14 protein-coding genes are annotated in these 15,470 nt (G+C 46.7%); all 14 read right to left on the bottom strand.

The window, feature by feature from the left end; genetic code table 11:
* Positions 1–20: 20 nt before the first annotated feature.
* The gene (locus B9A24_RS06640) at positions 21–341 is read right to left on the bottom strand and encodes a hypothetical protein (RefSeq protein WP_143434800.1); all 321 of its coding nucleotides are present in this window, start codon (positions 339–341) and stop codon (positions 21–23) included.
* A gap of 346 nt (positions 342–687) precedes the next feature.
* On the bottom strand, positions 688–1,599 hold the full coding sequence (locus B9A24_RS06635) for a glycosyltransferase family 2 protein (RefSeq protein WP_084444392.1): 912 nt from the start codon (positions 1,597–1,599) through the stop codon (positions 688–690).
* Between the two features lie 42 nt (positions 1,600–1,641).
* The gene (locus tag B9A24_RS06630) at positions 1,642–3,426 is read right to left on the bottom strand and encodes an ABC transporter ATP-binding protein (protein WP_084444391.1); all 1,785 of its coding nucleotides are present in this window, start codon (positions 3,424–3,426) and stop codon (positions 1,642–1,644) included.
* Positions 3,427–4,003: 577 nt separating this feature from the next.
* Positions 4,004–5,017, bottom strand: coding sequence for a glycosyltransferase family 61 protein (locus B9A24_RS06625; RefSeq protein WP_084444390.1), 1,014 nt, complete (start codon positions 5,015–5,017; stop codon positions 4,004–4,006).
* Between the two features lie 225 nt (positions 5,018–5,242).
* Positions 5,243–6,292 carry a glycosyltransferase family 2 protein gene (locus B9A24_RS06620; protein WP_159451969.1) on the bottom strand — a complete coding sequence of 350 codons (1,050 nt, stop codon included), beginning with the start codon at positions 6,290–6,292 and terminating at the stop codon, positions 5,243–5,245.
* Between the two features lie 64 nt (positions 6,293–6,356).
* The gene (locus B9A24_RS06615; RefSeq protein WP_084444388.1) at positions 6,357–7,400 is read right to left on the bottom strand and encodes a glycosyltransferase family 2 protein; all 1,044 of its coding nucleotides are present in this window, start codon (positions 7,398–7,400) and stop codon (positions 6,357–6,359) included.
* 318 nt (positions 7,401–7,718) lie between these two features.
* Entirely contained in the window at positions 7,719–8,327 is a 609-nt protein-coding gene (locus tag B9A24_RS06610; RefSeq protein WP_159451968.1) for a glycosyltransferase family 2 protein, read from the bottom strand.
* A gap of 62 nt (positions 8,328–8,389) precedes the next feature.
* Complete coding sequence (locus B9A24_RS06605) at positions 8,390–9,283, bottom strand: glycosyltransferase family protein (protein ID WP_143434798.1); 894 nt, start codon at positions 9,281–9,283, stop codon at positions 8,390–8,392.
* Between the two features lie 34 nt (positions 9,284–9,317).
* Entirely contained in the window at positions 9,318–10,385 is a 1,068-nt protein-coding gene (locus B9A24_RS06600; protein WP_084444385.1) for a glycosyltransferase family 2 protein, read from the bottom strand.
* Between the two features lie 42 nt (positions 10,386–10,427).
* Positions 10,428–11,561: a dTDP-4-amino-4,6-dideoxygalactose transaminase gene (gene rffA, locus B9A24_RS06595; protein WP_084444384.1), complete on the bottom strand. Its 1,134-nt coding sequence runs from the start codon at positions 11,559–11,561 to the stop codon at positions 10,428–10,430.
* A gap of 6 nt (positions 11,562–11,567) precedes the next feature.
* The gene (locus B9A24_RS06590; protein ID WP_084444383.1) at positions 11,568–12,197 is read right to left on the bottom strand and encodes an acetyltransferase; all 630 of its coding nucleotides are present in this window, start codon (positions 12,195–12,197) and stop codon (positions 11,568–11,570) included.
* A 1-nt stretch (position 12,198) separates the two neighbouring features.
* A complete protein-coding gene (locus B9A24_RS06585; protein ID WP_084444382.1) occupies positions 12,199–12,888 on the bottom strand; it encodes a WbqC family protein in 690 nt (229 codons plus the stop codon).
* 4 nt (positions 12,889–12,892) lie between these two features.
* Positions 12,893–14,215 carry a glycosyltransferase gene (locus B9A24_RS06580; protein WP_159451967.1) on the bottom strand — a complete coding sequence of 441 codons (1,323 nt, stop codon included), beginning with the start codon at positions 14,213–14,215 and terminating at the stop codon, positions 12,893–12,895.
* The gene (locus B9A24_RS06575) at positions 14,208–15,458 is read right to left on the bottom strand and encodes an ABC transporter ATP-binding protein (RefSeq protein WP_084444380.1); all 1,251 of its coding nucleotides are present in this window, start codon (positions 15,456–15,458) and stop codon (positions 14,208–14,210) included. The genes B9A24_RS06580 and B9A24_RS06575 overlap by 8 nt, the downstream gene beginning before the upstream one ends.
* Positions 15,459–15,470: the final 12 nt, after the last annotated feature.

The raw sequence follows: 15,470 nt of genomic DNA, 5'->3' as shown, positions 1-15,470 counted from the left end.
AATTAAAGGTGTAGCATCCTTTAAAAAAAAGTGTCAGAATCAACATATAGAATGTTTGCCTCTGCATACAAGCCAAATGCTTCCTCGATAGCTGCAATCTTCATTCTATGGACGAAATCAATATGACCACGCATAGAAGCGATTTTATTTTGAGTAAGACATATATATTGAACCCTTACTCCTTTTAAATATGGCTCGAAGTATTTAGGTCTGTCTGTGAATACTACAATTTCAAAGAGTGCAAGATCACCTCTATAAAATGTTATGAAGCTCAAAACAGAAAATAAGGCTCTCCTATATTCACTTTCTCGGCCAAATGACTGGATGACTAACAGGTTCATAGTAATTCGCGGTGCATATAGATCTGGTCTGCAACCAGATTTGGGTCAAAAATTCGAATATTTACGTACAAAGCACAGCACCGGATACTTGCATAGATCTCCTACAATTTTAATTGAAAGAGAGGTATCGACAGATATAAAGCTATTCCGAAGAGTAAGGGCCTGAGATAATGTCAGATCCTAGCAGCTGATTGCGCGGCTGTTTACCAATACCAGACGTGGAACTCAATGAATTAGTGGCTTAAAATGCGTAGGGCAATGAATAATGCCTAATAAAACACTCAAACAGCCAGCGGTACTTTCTTCTTAATACTGATTAGACTGGAGAAATCGAGCAAGATATAACTCATCGCTCAGGAAAATAGACTCCCAGAGCCGTAATTACGATGTCATATACCTTATACCGGAGAGCTTGGGGTAGCAGATTCGTTAGCGAACCCCTATCTATTAGCTTTACTAAACTTCGGTTGGCAAACATCGAAAACGTTTTCATCTTTAGCTTATTTTGTGGCTGTGTCCCGAAACGTCCGTATTTAGCATAAAGGCTGGGCCTAAGCTGAGCCAATTTCTGCTGGGCCTGCTGGTATTCTCTAAGCCGGTTTATGTAAGAGGCACAATTGACCAAGTCATCGTGCCATGCTTCAGCCTTGTTAAGAAAGTAGATGGGCACTAGGGCTTCAGCGGCCCGCATGGCCAGGTCAAAATCTTCTGCATCCCGAAGGCCACGCTCAAAGCCTTCTAGTGCTACGAATTTTTTTTTGCTTATTGAGAAGTTAGCAGCAGTGATGAATGGCTCGGTAGCCGGCATCAGAACCGTGTCTGCCCCGCTATACTTTGTCATCCAGCTTCTGCTCATTAACGCTTTGTAATGCAAGAAGTCAGTAGTCACCTTAGCCAAGTCTTCCACTTGGGTTCCGACCCCAATAGTATCAAGCTCCTTCTGGTGGTGCTTTACATGAGCGGCAATGCAACCAGGTAGCAGGCGCATATCATCATCACAGAAAACCAGCAGGTCGGAGGTAGCCTCCTGGGCCCCGCGGTTGCGCGTGGCGGCGCGGCCCTGATTCTGTTGCTTTACTATCTGCAAGCTGCGGATGGTAGTTGTATTATTCTTGAGTAGCTCAAGAGTTTGATCAGTGGACCCATCTACTACCACTATCACCTCGGTAATGGGATATGTCTGCTGCTCTAATGCTTGGAGTGCAGCAAGAATTTTGTGTGCTCCATTGTAGGTTGGGACAATAATAGAAACGGTCATGACAACGGAATAGAGCAGAGGGAAACGCTGTTGCAGAATTAGTTATTGTATCAGACTTTTATCTATCAGATCTTCATACTGGTACTCAGCATAGAGCTTCCCATCCTTCAACTCGTAGATGCGGTCACAGTCACGCAGAGTTGTGATGCGGTGTGCGATGATAAAGATAGTAATGTCGGTGTGCGCCAGCTTTGCAATAGCCTCGTTTACTTCCCGCTCCGTCTGGTTGTCCAGTGCACTCGTAGCTTCATCCATTAATAATACTTCCGTTCTCTTATACATCGCACGGGCAATACCAATGCGCTGGCGCTGTCCACCGGACAGACGTGAGCCTCGCTCACCGATCAGGGTATTGATGCCTTCCGGCAAGGAGTCAATAAAATCCCGTAGCGAAGCCTGGTCAATAGCATAGTTCAGCCGATCTTCGTCAACGCTTTCATCATTTAAGGTAATATTGGCCTTAATTGAAGTTTCCATCAGAAACGTGTCCTGCTTTACGTAACCCACCAGCTTATACCACTCCAGCAGGTTCTCGTCGGTCAATGGCTGCCTGTCAACCAGCACCCGGCCTTTTTGCTCTATGTAGAAGCGTAATAATATATTGATAAGCGTAGTTTTTCCGGAGCCGGAGGCCCCGATCAAGCCGATTTTCTCGCCTTTGCGCACGGTCAGATTAATGTTATGCAGAACCGGCTTTTCGGATTCCGGAAAGCTAAAAGAAAGGTTCTCGAACGTAATACTGTGCGAGAAGCGTAGCGGAACCTGAGCCGGCAGCTGCCAGCTGGCATATTCCCGAAGGTTATTTAAATGTTCGAACGTAAAGCGGTGCTGCTTCATCGCGACCAGGGCCGTGATAAGTCGGTTTACTGAAGGCATCAGTCGATACGCAGCGGCGGCAAACAGCCCGATGATCATCACCAGGTTTTGGGCGCTTCCCGCAAACAGCAGCGAGTAAAGGTAAATAGTGACCACGGCCAGAATAGCGGCCATTTCTATTACTTTCAGGGGCAGCAAGGAGAACAGGTACAAGACTGCCTCGAGACCCTGATGCTCCTCCTGATTTTCCAGAACTCGTTTTTTGAACTGCTCTTGTCTGTTTGCGAGCTTGAGTTCTATAAACCCGGCAAATATATCACCCAGCAGGGCATATGATAAGGGCTTCAAACTATCTAATCGTGCGCCGATTTTCATAGACCGCTTCTGCAAAAAGCGGTAGGTCAGCAGCGTCGTAGGCACCAGCACCAGCGCCAGGATGAAAAACAGCACGGGTTGATACACCAAGATGCCTAATACGATAACAACAACGATCAGGCCCTCTGAAAACAGTGTAAAGAGCTGCCGGATGATGGAGTTGACAAAAGAACCTGGTATTCCAATGGTAGTATGAATCAGGTGCGCAGACCCTAGTTTATTGAATTGCCAGAAGGGCAGATTATTATGCTTATTGAGTTGGCTTCTGACAATATTCAAAGCCAGGCGGGCCGTAAACCGCACCTGCTGATAGTTGATTAGCGTAACAAAAGCATTCTTAAGGAGAAAGAAGCCAAGCAGCGCCAGAATCAGGAATATAAGAAACGCTTTCTCTGAGCTAAAGCCTAAAAGATGATACAGGGCCACAGAATACCTGTTTTCAAAGACAGAGCCGGGCTTGGACGCCGCCATAATAACCGGCACCAGCGAAGCCAGCCCAAAGACGTCCAGCAAGGAGCCGAGAAGCAATAGCAGGAACATCCAGATCGACTGACGCTTCTCGGCCGGGGAAAGGTAATGCATGACATTATCCAGGGCCTCCCGGACAATGTTCTTATAGTTTGATTGACTGATCATGCCTAATGCACATAGCTGCTTTACCCTTCTGCCTCAATCGGTTGCCCCTCTGGGCCTCAGGGCTAGCAGGGCGTATACTGTTGATACGCTGAGCTTCTAACCTGAAGCAAGCTACCCGTACTGCCTGTTCAGCTGGGGAATAAAAACCGGGTACAAAGATACCCTACAAAAATTAGTCAGTATTCAGAAAATATTCCAATAGCCTAAGTTAAGAACCAAAAAAACAGGCTGACAAGTTACCTGATCAACCTTTTACTCTTAAAGCCTATCTAAATAGGCTAAATAAGCACGGTCATGATTGATCTGGCGTTCGCTTGCCGAGGCATCTCTACCGCTTCGTCAGCACCGTTCAACGAAGCGGTAGAGATGCTTCGATTCCTCAGCATGACGTCCTATTCGGATACGTTCTTAGTGCCCTTGTCTTTGCCCTCAGTGCGGCTGACAGGAATCAGGGTTGTATACATACTTACCTTACGTCCTCCGTCCAGGACAAAAAAGCCCCCCGGCATGGGGTATGCGCCCAAATATGAGGCCCCCAAGAAGTAAGAAGCAGTATGGCTTGATGCGCGGCTTCTGGCTACCTCTTCAGGTATAGATCCAGGTAGTGCCTGATCTTCGGCACGTCTACGGAGAAGCTATCGAAGGCGGGGCCGCGGGCATCGTCATTAGCAGCCTTGCCCTGGATAATAACAGTATCATGATTAAGAGCATTGGCCAAGGTAAAGAAGGCCGGATCGTAGCGGTGTTCGTGAATAAGATTTACCATTAGTCCACCCTCAGGCATATACATCAGATTAGTCATACCAGCCCCGTGCACGGCCACCAGATTGCGCACCTGGCTAAGCAGCGCAATCTGCTCCTGCACGGTATAGTCCTCCATGTTGACCACCTTAAAGTTGTAGGGAGCCAGTGCGGCAATAAGCTCGTCCTCATTCAACAGCTTGCGGTACGTGGCCCGCTGCCGGCTGATGTAAAGGTTTTCGTACCCCCTGAAGCTGGAACTGCCCGCATTGACCCTGGCTTTGTACCAGCCGGCCATTTCCCGGATCAGCGCATCGTTATGGTCGAGGCTGGTGGCCGTATGGGTCGTCAACAGCAGCTCTTCGGCCTGAGCCAGCTCATTTATAGGAATCTTTACGACTTTGCTGAAGCCGGTCAGCTTCACGTATTCATCCACAAAGGCTGGGGTACCTTCCGGCAGCAGCAGCGTGGCTTTATCTGCCCACTCGCGCAAACTGTAAAGACGTGGCAAGCACTCCGTGGTGAAGTGATAGTAGTTGGGAAACCATACATGGGTGGCCGTAACACTGAGTCCGGGCACCTTCCTGACTTTATTAAATAGAATCTTCTTGAAGAAGGTCGGATAGAAATTGATTTTCTCCTGATACGAGTAGATAGCCTCCTTTACTACCCGCCAGTTACTCATTACTACGCCATAGGGCGTCACATAGGCATTTTTCAACCGGTATAGGTAGGTTTCGCCGTACTCGTAGCACTCGGTAATGAATTTGTCCCGGTCAACAATCTCGTCGTAGTTCAGGGGCAGCTTCCGCTTGATTCGATAGCTATTTTGTAAAACCGTCTTTTCCATGGTTCAAGCGCATTAATAAGAGATAGGACTCTGAAAATCAACTGTCAGGCCTACCCGTAGCCCAGAGTCTCTCCAGAGCAGACACAGGCTTGGCAACTGCCGCCGTGAATGCCAGCCCGATGCGGGCTGAGGGCAAAACTAGCTAGAAATAATCTCGGGAGAGCCTACCTGCCGGAACCGACACTGCTCTACGCGCGCTCCGGGAAGGAGGATGCGGCCTTACTGCTAGGCTCGTTTGCGCTTCAACCAGGGGTAGATCAAGCCATCGCCAATGAGCTGCCGCAGGCCGCCCAGCCTATTGCTGACCAGGAACTTGCCCAGCTCCCTGGCAAACCTGCCCTGAAAGCCAGGCACCACGACCTGCATGTTGTGGCGCATCTGCCGGTAGCGGTCGGCCGGGACGTCATTGTATGCCCACGACAGGTACCAGTTTCGTAGGATAAAAGTTATCTTCTTCTCAAGGAGCAGCGGATTGGGCGCGCCATACCCCAGCATCGCGCGTAGCAGGTGCGTTTCTTCCAGCAGCGCGACGCCATTTAGCAGGGAGGCGCTGCGCACGTTATTGGAGTGCTTGCGGAAGTAGTTCAGCGGCTGGGCGACGAAGGCCATATCCGATACAGCCAGCACTTTGCCCCAGAAGAGCCAATCGCCCATTAAGCGCAGCGACACATCGGCCGGACCTACCTGCTCCAGCACCCGCCGGCGCAGCACCGCGGCGCTGGCATTGGGAATTACGTTGCGATAAGACAGGTACTCGCGAATTGTCGTCAGCCCGTTTTCCTCGAAATCTGTCTGCCACCGCTCATCAGCCGGCTCACCCGGCAAATACTCATAGGTGCCTAGCTGCTTGTCTTTTTCATCGACGATCCAGGAGTCGCAGTAGGCAAGGCCCAGGGCGGGGTTGGCCTCCAGGCGGGCCAGCAGCGTGGCCAGCAGCGTGGGGGCGGCGTAGTCGTCGCTTTCGGCAATCCACACGTACTTGCCCCGGGCCAGGGCCAGGCCCTTGTTCCACTGTTTAAAGGTACTGCCGCTGTTCTGCTCGTTGTAGATGGTGCGGATGCGCGCGTCCTGCCGGGCGTAGCCCTCAATCACGGTCCGGCTCTGGTCGGGTGAGCAGTCGTCGAGGATAAGCACCTCCATATCTGACACCGTCTGGCTCAGCACGCTCTCGATGCGCCGCGGCAGATACCGTGCGTGGTTGTAGTTCGGAATAATCACCGTCACTAAGGGCACGGCGATGGCGGGGGGCAAATTATCAGCTAAAGAAGTAGGCACAGAGGATACATGTATTGGAAAGAGTATTCCTACGGCGCGGGTGCTCCGGCGGTCGGCATTCAGCTTACGAGCGGCGAGCGGTGTTGCCCTTCACTCTGCGCAACAGCGGATAAAGGACTCCCTCCCCTACCAGCTGCCGCAGGCCGCTACACTTGTTGCGCACCAGAAACTTAAGCCACTCGGTTCGGAACAGCTGCCTGAAATGGGGGTCGACTTCGCACATGTTCTGCTCCATCGTCCGATACATTTCTCTGGGCACCTGATGGTAAATCAATGAGTTGAACCAGGTGCGAAGGATATAGTCTACTTTCCGGCCGTAAAAGTGGGCATTGGGTGGGCCATATTGCTGCATGGCTTTTAGCATGAAGGTTTCCTCGAGCAGCCCTACCCCGTTGGTACGCACGCTGCTACGCACGTTGTTAGTATGTTGGCGGAAGTAATTCAACGGCTGGGCAACATAAGCTACCTGCGACACCGCCAGAATCTTGGCCCAGAACAGCCAGTCGCCCAGCATGCGGTAGTTCTCGGGGGCGGGACCTACCATTGCCACTACATCACGCCGCATTACAACGCCACTGGCATTGGGAATAATATTTTCATAAGACATGTATTTTCTGATAAGATGTATGCCATCTATTTCAAAATCCTTTGCCCAGAGGAGCGTGTCAGGCTCGTCTTCTAAATATGTACACTGACGAATGGTTATATTGTGTTCATCCACAATCCAGGAGTCACAATAGGCTAGTCCCAGGGCCGGATTCGCGTCGAGCCGAGCAAGGAGCGTCTCGAGCATGGTAGGGTCGGCGTAGTCATCGCTCTCGGCAATCCACACGTACTTGCTCCGGGCTAGGGCCAGGCCCTTGTTCCACTGTTTGAACGTGCTACCACTGTTCTGCTCATTATACACGGTGCGAATCCGGGCATCCAGTCGGGCATAGTGCTCGATCACCTCGCGACTGTTATCGGGGGAGCAGTCGTCCAGGATGAGCACCTCCAGCTCGCGCACCGTCTGCTGCAACACACTCTCGATGCGCCGCGACAAGTATTGCGCGTGGTTGTAGTTCGGAATAATAACCGTGACGATAGGAAGTCCAGAAGAAGCTAACATGATTAAAAGCTAATATTTATAATTAAAACAGAGTGGACTGAATTGGCTCACAATTTTGATATATATTATTTTTTTATAGCTAGTTATAGCGGTTTCGTGAACGATGTACACTTTTTATTCATTTCAAATAGCTGATTATCAATGCATAACTACCTTAAAACAGGTAAGCTAGATACGAAAGCGCTATAAAGTCAATAGTTTTAGTATACAAGCGCTCTTTATATTTAAAACAATTTGAAATCATGAACATATACGTTAAATCAAGCATATATAACATCAAATAAAACAGTTACACTGCTTTAAACAATAACAACGGCTTTATCCCTCTTCAACAATCACCTTTTTACTCCAGTGAGTTGAAGTTTTGGAGTTCCTATAATAGTAATCTTGCTCATATGTTAGCGATTTCGAATTTTCATACCAAGGTAAATGACGCGCACTATAGGGAAAGCTGGCACGAAATGCATGCAGCATTCCAGCATGCCCAAAACTATCTGGTTTATACAAAGCAAATGTAGTATCAACCGGAGCAGCAAATGCTAATGCTTCTACCTGGTTTTTTTGAAACTCTTTTTCCCAGCTTACTACCTCATCCTTGCTATCGTAATGTTCAGGAAGGTCATCAGTGAGAAGGGAAAGACCAACTTTACCCAATGAATAGCGGTCAAGAATATAACGTAACACGATCAAAAAATCATGTGGACATTCATCCACAAGTTCCAAATCGCTATCTGTATAAACGTAATATTGACCTTTAAATTCATCAAAAATATTTGTATCCCACAATGCACAGAAACCAACATTTTTGCCTAAGTGATAAACTTTATAAGGAGTAGTATGATAATACTCTAAAAGCTCAGGATAACTCGATTGATTATCAAGTATATAAATATTATTGTACCCTCTCTTTTCTAATGAAGAAATCAACCGTTTAAGATAGGTAACGTGATTACGATTATTGATAATAATTGGTGTTTTAAACGTCTCATCTAAATACTTTTTTTATAAAAAGGCAATTCAAGTCGAGACTTATAAGTATTATATGTATACTTTCCCTCCATTATAATTGGAGCAACAAAACCATCGAATTTTTGTTGAATTGAGCGTATATACCTAAATAATCGAACAACGCGCGAGTAATGATAAAAATCTTCGATTTCTTTTTTCTCTTTAAAAAAAATGGTTAATGAATGTGATAGATAATGATTAAAAAACCATGTTTGCTCAATAGCTCTAAGGTGCCCAACAGAAAGCTTATTTATATCACCACTTCTGCCCACTTTAACGATAGCGACATTCTTATCTACATATATATAATCGGCAGTGCCAAGCAATAAAGCCTTAACAAGAAATGCCCAGTCATTTGCATGCCGTAAATTAGCGTCGCAAAAATCGTAAAGAATTAGCGCGCTTTTACGAATTAGTGCAACTGGAATAAGAGGCAGCGGTTTATATAATAAATCTTCCACTTTGATATTGCTTGGCATTTTGATAATATCTTCGAAACCGCTCGGAAATAGGCGCACCATGTTTCCATAAATGAAATCTACACTATTTCTAAATTTATTGAGCAAAGTTGATAACACCTCATTGTCGGCCAGAACGTCGCCACTATTCAATAAAAGCACGTATTCTCCAGATGCCCTCTGAATTGCTGCTCCTACGAGGTTAATTGCTGTTACGCCTCCGTCCTCAATAACTATAAAGGATTGATCGATAACTGAACGGTTAAGTATACTATTAGCAGCAACAAGACACTCGATACCTTTATAGGTCTGATTAATTATTGATTTAAGCGTTAACTCAAGACCATATAATTCATCACTAGTATCAATGACGATGATTGATACCATTAGCTTTGTGTGTTCAGTGGTCGTATTCACATGCACCAATTAGTTACAATACTTTTTTTAAATATTATTTAAGTACTTTTCTTGAAAGTAGACTTAATTTAATAATTTGCCTCAGCAAATCAATATCGAGAGTTTTGCCATGTCGCCGAGCAATCTCCAAACATTGATAAGCAGATTGATAATTACGTATTTGATTATAATAGCATAACGCTTGCCATGCGTATGTGCGAATAAAAATATTGATGGCACCCTCAGGAATACCAACCTTGTAGCGTTTAGGCACAAAGCGCTCAAAATGCGCAATTTTTAAACTCATATAATGCATAAGTGAAGCAGGTTGATTCAAACTATACATTACATTATAGAAGACTTTGTGAAGATCTTCCTGAAAGCGTGTATGCTCCGCAACCGATTTGGAAGTGCCATGTAGGCGAAAGTAGGTTAGTAGTTTATCTGACAATTGTATCCGGTTATGCCCAGCACGTAGTAAGTATCTATACCAAAGATCTACATCCATTGTATAATGAAACTGTTCATCAATGTTTAGTTCCTTTATAACGGATGCTTTAAAAAAAGTAGACGGTTGATTGATGTGGCATTTTAATAAGGTATCGCCAACAGTACCAAACACACCCATACGCTCGTTCCTTTTATCAAGGTGGTTTAAGTCCTCAAGGAAGTAATCGCAATAGCCACACAATACATCGTAACGATTCAAATCAAACTCCTCGGCCAGCGCGTAAAAAGCTCCGGGAGCTAATAAATCGTCACTATTGAGCCAGTTGATAATATCGCCAGTAGCTTGATCTAATCCTTTACTGATAGCGTGACTTTGCCCCCTATCTTTTTCACTAACCCAATAAGTTATCCAGGGTTCATACTTATGAATTACCTCTAGTGTATTGTCCGTGCTACCAGCATCAATGATAATCAACTCGTAATTGGGGTAGTTTTGCGCTACGATGGATTGAATAGTCTCTTCCAGGTATATTCCTTGGTTAAAGCTTGGGGTAATGATTGAGATTTTAGGAAGTGATGTGGTACATGGATACATTACCGGCAGCTGCCCACTCCAAGGCCAACCTGATTTATCAGCTGTTTTAGGCAACAGACTCGGTACAGCAAACGGCATATATTAAGTATTATAATTTACAAAAAAATAGCAGGAACATGGCTACTTAGTGTTTTCAAAAAAGCTCAGAATTTCTCTTGAAATCATGTCGACATCGGCCAAAGTCAGCTCATAATACATAGGCAGACGTACGAGCCGGTCAGCATAGTAGTCGGACCAGGGCAATGGGCGGCCGTCATGTTTGGCGGCGTAAAAAGGGCTTTTTTCCAATGAAAGATAGTGGAACACCGTCTGAATGCTACGCTCCTTTAAATAAGCAATTAACTCGCTGCGTTGGTTTAAATCCTGGCACACGAGGTAGAACATATGGGCGTTATTGGTGGCATACGGAGGCAGGTGCGGCACATGTACGTCATAAGCCGCTAGTGGAACTGCCAAGTTAGCGTGGTAGCGCTCCCAGAGGCTGACGCGCTTTGCTTGGATAGCATCAATATTTCCAAGTTGGGCATACAGAAAAGCTGCGATGATATCAGAAGGCAGGAAGGACGAGCCAATGTCCACCCAACCATACTTATCCACTTCGCCTCGAAAAAACTCTGACCGATTAGTCCCCTTCTCACGGATAATTTCGGCCCGTCGTATGAACTGTTCATCATTGATGACTAGTGCCCCCCCTTCACCACTAATTATGTTTTTAGTTTCATGAAATGAGAAAGCTGCCAAGTGGCCGAAGCTACCTAAGGGTTGCCCATTGCAGTAGCTTTCAATAGCCTGGGCAGCATCTTCTACCACCCACAAGCTGTACTTCTTAGCAAGAGCCATGAGTTGTGGCATATCGCAAGCGGCACCCGCATAATGTACAGGAACGATAGCTTTAGTATGAGGCGTAATCAGAGCTTCTAAAGTGCTTACGTTTAAATTAGGATTATCAGGGCTACTATCAGCAAATACGATATGGGCTCCACGCAAAACGAAAGCATTGGCTGTGGACACGAAGGTATAGGCTGGCATAATGACCTCATCGCCAGGCTGAATGTTTAGCAGAATAGCCGCCATTTCCAAGGCGTCAGTGCAAGAGGTAGTAAGCAACACCTTTTTGAAGCCGTAACGTGCTTCTAAAAATTCGTGGCACTTTTTGGTATAAATACCGTCACCTGAAATTTTCCCACTAGCTACTGCATCCTGAATGTAGACAGTTTCCTTACCCGTGAGAAAAGGTTTATTGAAGGTGATCATAGAGTTTTATCTTTTGAAGACAGGAACGCCCATATATAGACCTGGCTTAGTCAAGTGGCGTAGCACCAAAGCTCCAGCACCAATCACTACATCGTCAGTAATATTCACCCTTTCAACAATAGTAGAGTGAAGTCCTAGGAAGCAACGACGACCAACTCGGACGAATCCAGCAATGGCAACTGAAGGAGCTACAAAAGTATGTGCTCCTATTTTACTATCGTGCGACACGTTGACGCCGCCATATAAAAAGACGTTGGGCTCAATGATGGTACGTTGTTCGAGAACGGTATGTGGACCTATGCAACATCCTTCCCCTACTGTAGCCGAAGCATCGATAAAGGCCGTAGGGTGAACGAAGGTATAGAATGGAATCATCAGACGCAGCTCCTCAAATAGCTGTTGGCGGGTTTCCCGATGGTTATAGCCAATGCTTAGCAACACTGCGTCTAATTGCCGCTGTGCGTATAAATCTGGTAGAGCCGCTATGGGGCCTAAACACGGTATTCCAAACCGCTGCTCGCCTTCAACTGCGAAGTCATCAACAAAGCCTACTACTTCCGCCTGGGAGTCATAAGTTTGAATGTAGTGGGCTAATTGTTGAGCCAAATCGCCGCCGCCAATCAATACTACCCGCATATCAGATTACTGATTTCAAATATTGCTTAGCCTCATGGCCGGTATTAATCAACAGATCGAGCACGGATACGCCATGGACAAATGGTGAGTGTACCTGTGTATATTCGGCGTAACCAGAGTAATCAGCCCAGGTTACTTTAATGCCAGCTGCGTCAAACAAAGATTCATCGAGGTAGTCCTTGGCAGCTGGACCCGATATGTATTCGGTGCCGCCAGCTTTCTGTACTAAATCTACTAGCCGTTCTGTCTTTCCCTCTATTAAGCCGTATTCTTGTGACCAAGAAAGCTTGGTAGTAATACCTAAGCGGTCTGAAATCCGCGAAATAAAATGATAGTTAATTTCGCTAATGGAGTCAAACGCGCAGGTAGCATACAGGTCTTCTACAAACTCGATTTCACTGGCAAAGCAGTTAGCTTTGGCATAAAACTGCCGTATAGTCTGAAAGTGCTTTTTCCTCCATCTATCATCCATCACCTTCGTATCCAAGATACGCTGAGCTAGAAACTCCTGCTTGGCCGGAATGGCTAACCAGTGCAGACCTGAAGGGCTCTTTATTTTGTTTCGGTTCCGCCAGTCGTTTTTAGTATACTGCACTTCATCATACAAAATAAACTCATCAGCGGCCTTAATAAGGTCGAAATATCCTTTCCAAGGAATATAATTCGATTGCAGTATAACAACTTTCTTCACAGCTTTAGTTAGTTAGCTGAGTAATGACTTCATGTAGTTTTTGCAGAGATACTTTCTCATCAATTGCCCGAATGGCCCGGCGAGAAAATTGCGCTGCCTCCGTAGGTGATAGCGCCAACACAGCCTGCATATACTCAGCCATAAGTTGCGTATTCTTTAACGGCACCCGAAATCCGTTTTGTCCGTGCTCCACGATGTCAGCTACAAAGCCTAATTCAAAGCCTACTACTGGGGTGCCACAGGCTAGAGCTTCATTCACCATCATGGGCCCCGAATCTTCAATGGACGAACACACAAATAAATCGGCAGCTTGGTAAGCCAGAGAAAGTAATCGGTCGTCCTTTATAAAATCAATAGGCACTATCCCAAACGGTATTTGCTTGATTAACTCATTCTCCAGAACATTATTCCCAGCTACTAAAATCCGGGTTGTAGTCTGCTCGGCAGTTGTCAGACGGGCATATAATTGTTGCAGAGCGGTTACTAAGTATTCAATACCCTTGCGTTTTTCGTGGGTAAAAGTAGCCCCTGTAAACACTAGCTTATCGGTAGTGGCGACACCAAACACCTGCTTAGCAATAAACCGGCTTCGGTCGTTAAACACTTTCTGGTCAATCAGCCCATTCAGCACTGGAATATTTAGCTGGTGACCAAATAGCGTAGAAGCTGCAGCCTGACGGCGACACCATTCCGAGCCAGCCATCACCCTAATTTTTCCTTCCTGTACGTGGTGTGTCTTCAGAGCTAAATTTCGCCGGGCGAGCTGCTTAAATTCCTCGGTTAGGATTGCAGGGCAGTTGGCGCAATCGCGGGTGTAGCCGGGGCAGTCCCAGGCGTAATGACAGCCTCCAGTCAGGGGAGCCATATCGGTAGTTATCCAGTAGACAGGAGCTTGCGTTACCCGGCCTAAATCCTGCATATTGCAGGTATTTATAAAACCGCTTACCCAACCAACTAAAATCAGGTCGGGCTGAAAGGGTATAGCCTCCATGAGGCTGGTGATATTACGTAGTCCAATTGCCTCATCGGTGTTGAAGAAGTAATAGTCTGAATCGGTGCGCAAAGCGGGTCCAAGCTCTCTATCAGTCAGTCGAGCTACACTTTGCTGAACTTTATCATAAACCTTGCGTGAAATCCGTACAGCTAATGGCTGCGGCGGGGTAGGTTTCTCATTTATTTGTGTGACAAAATCTTCGCTTTTCAACTTGTGTTGCACCAGCAGCAGAGCTTGATGACCTAAATCCCTTAGACCACGCGTAATTCGAAAAGCTGACTCACCTGCTCCCCCAAAATCGTTTGTTGAGAGTACAACAATGTTCTTACTCATTTGTGATCTTCCAGCCGAGTCGCGAGAAAAGGAAGCCGTTGTCGGTGTTTCCATAAATCGAAAACTCTGAACCTCTATCTACTATTTCAAAGCTCATAGAGTCTAGAATCTCAATCACCTTAACATTAGGAATATGAATAGCTACGCTAAGGCGAAAGCTATTAGGTCGCAGTAATCCCACTGGTAATTGGACCATGTGCGAGGTGTAGCCTTTACCTAAATCTATTTGCTCAGTGAAGATTTTGCGCTCATGGATATCCTGTAGTCCTAAAGAACATATAACGCCTATATCATTGGAGATATCTTTAATCCGAAATCCAACTATAATTTGATCTTCGTGACCAAAGCTGCTACTGATCTCATTATTAGCATCTTCAATGGTGAAATCCAAGATCTGGACAGGCTTAGCTTGGTCGTCTAAGGTATGGTACTCGGAGCTACTGATGGTTCCTTCACGCAAGTAGCGGTTCATTACCTCATCAAGTGGTCCTGAAGCTAGTACCGAACCAAATTTCATAAGTAGACCACGAGTGCATAATTGCGACACGGCGCCCATATTATGGCTTACAAAAAGGACGGTTCTGCCATCGTTAATACTCACATCCTTCATGCGCCCAATACACTTCTTCTGGAACTCGGCGTCGCCCACGGCCAGCACCTCGTCCACGATCAGAATCTCAGGTTCCAGGAAGGCGGCTACGGCGAAAGCCAGGCGCACGTACATGCCGCTGCTGTAGCGCTTGACCGGCGTGTCGATGTAGCGCTCCACGCCCGAAAAGTCCACGATCTCATCGAATTTACTACGGATCTCGGCTTTACTCATGCCCAGAATGGCCCCGTTGAGAAAGATGTTCTCGCGGCCCGTCAGCTCGGGATGAAAGCCCGTGCCCACTTCCAGCAACGAGGCAATGCGCCCCTTCACCTTCACCCGCCCCGTGGTGGGGGCCGTCACCTTGGAGAGAATCTTGAGCAGCGTGGACTTGCCCGCCCCGTTGCGGCCGATGATGCCCAGCACCTCGCCCTGCTTTACTTCGAAGTTGACGTCTTTCAAGGACCAGACATAGTCGCTCTGACCTTTCTGGGTGCGGTCGTTGGCTTCCCCGACAGTGGCAAACGGGTCTTCCCGGCCTCGCACCCGCGCCCACCAGCGGCTCAGATCGTGGCTCAGCGTGCCCGTGCCGATCTCCCCCAGCCGGTAGAGCTTACCCAACTCTTCTACTTGTATTGCTAGCGAACTACTCATTGTTCTTCTTTA

The sequence above is a fragment of the Hymenobacter roseosalivarius DSM 11622 genome, from assembly GCF_900176135.1.
In the GTDB taxonomy this organism is placed as follows: domain Bacteria; phylum Bacteroidota; class Bacteroidia; order Cytophagales; family Hymenobacteraceae; genus Hymenobacter; species Hymenobacter roseosalivarius.
The sequence above is the reverse complement of the archived record's forward strand: the minus strand, read 5'-3'. Positions and strand labels throughout refer to the sequence as shown.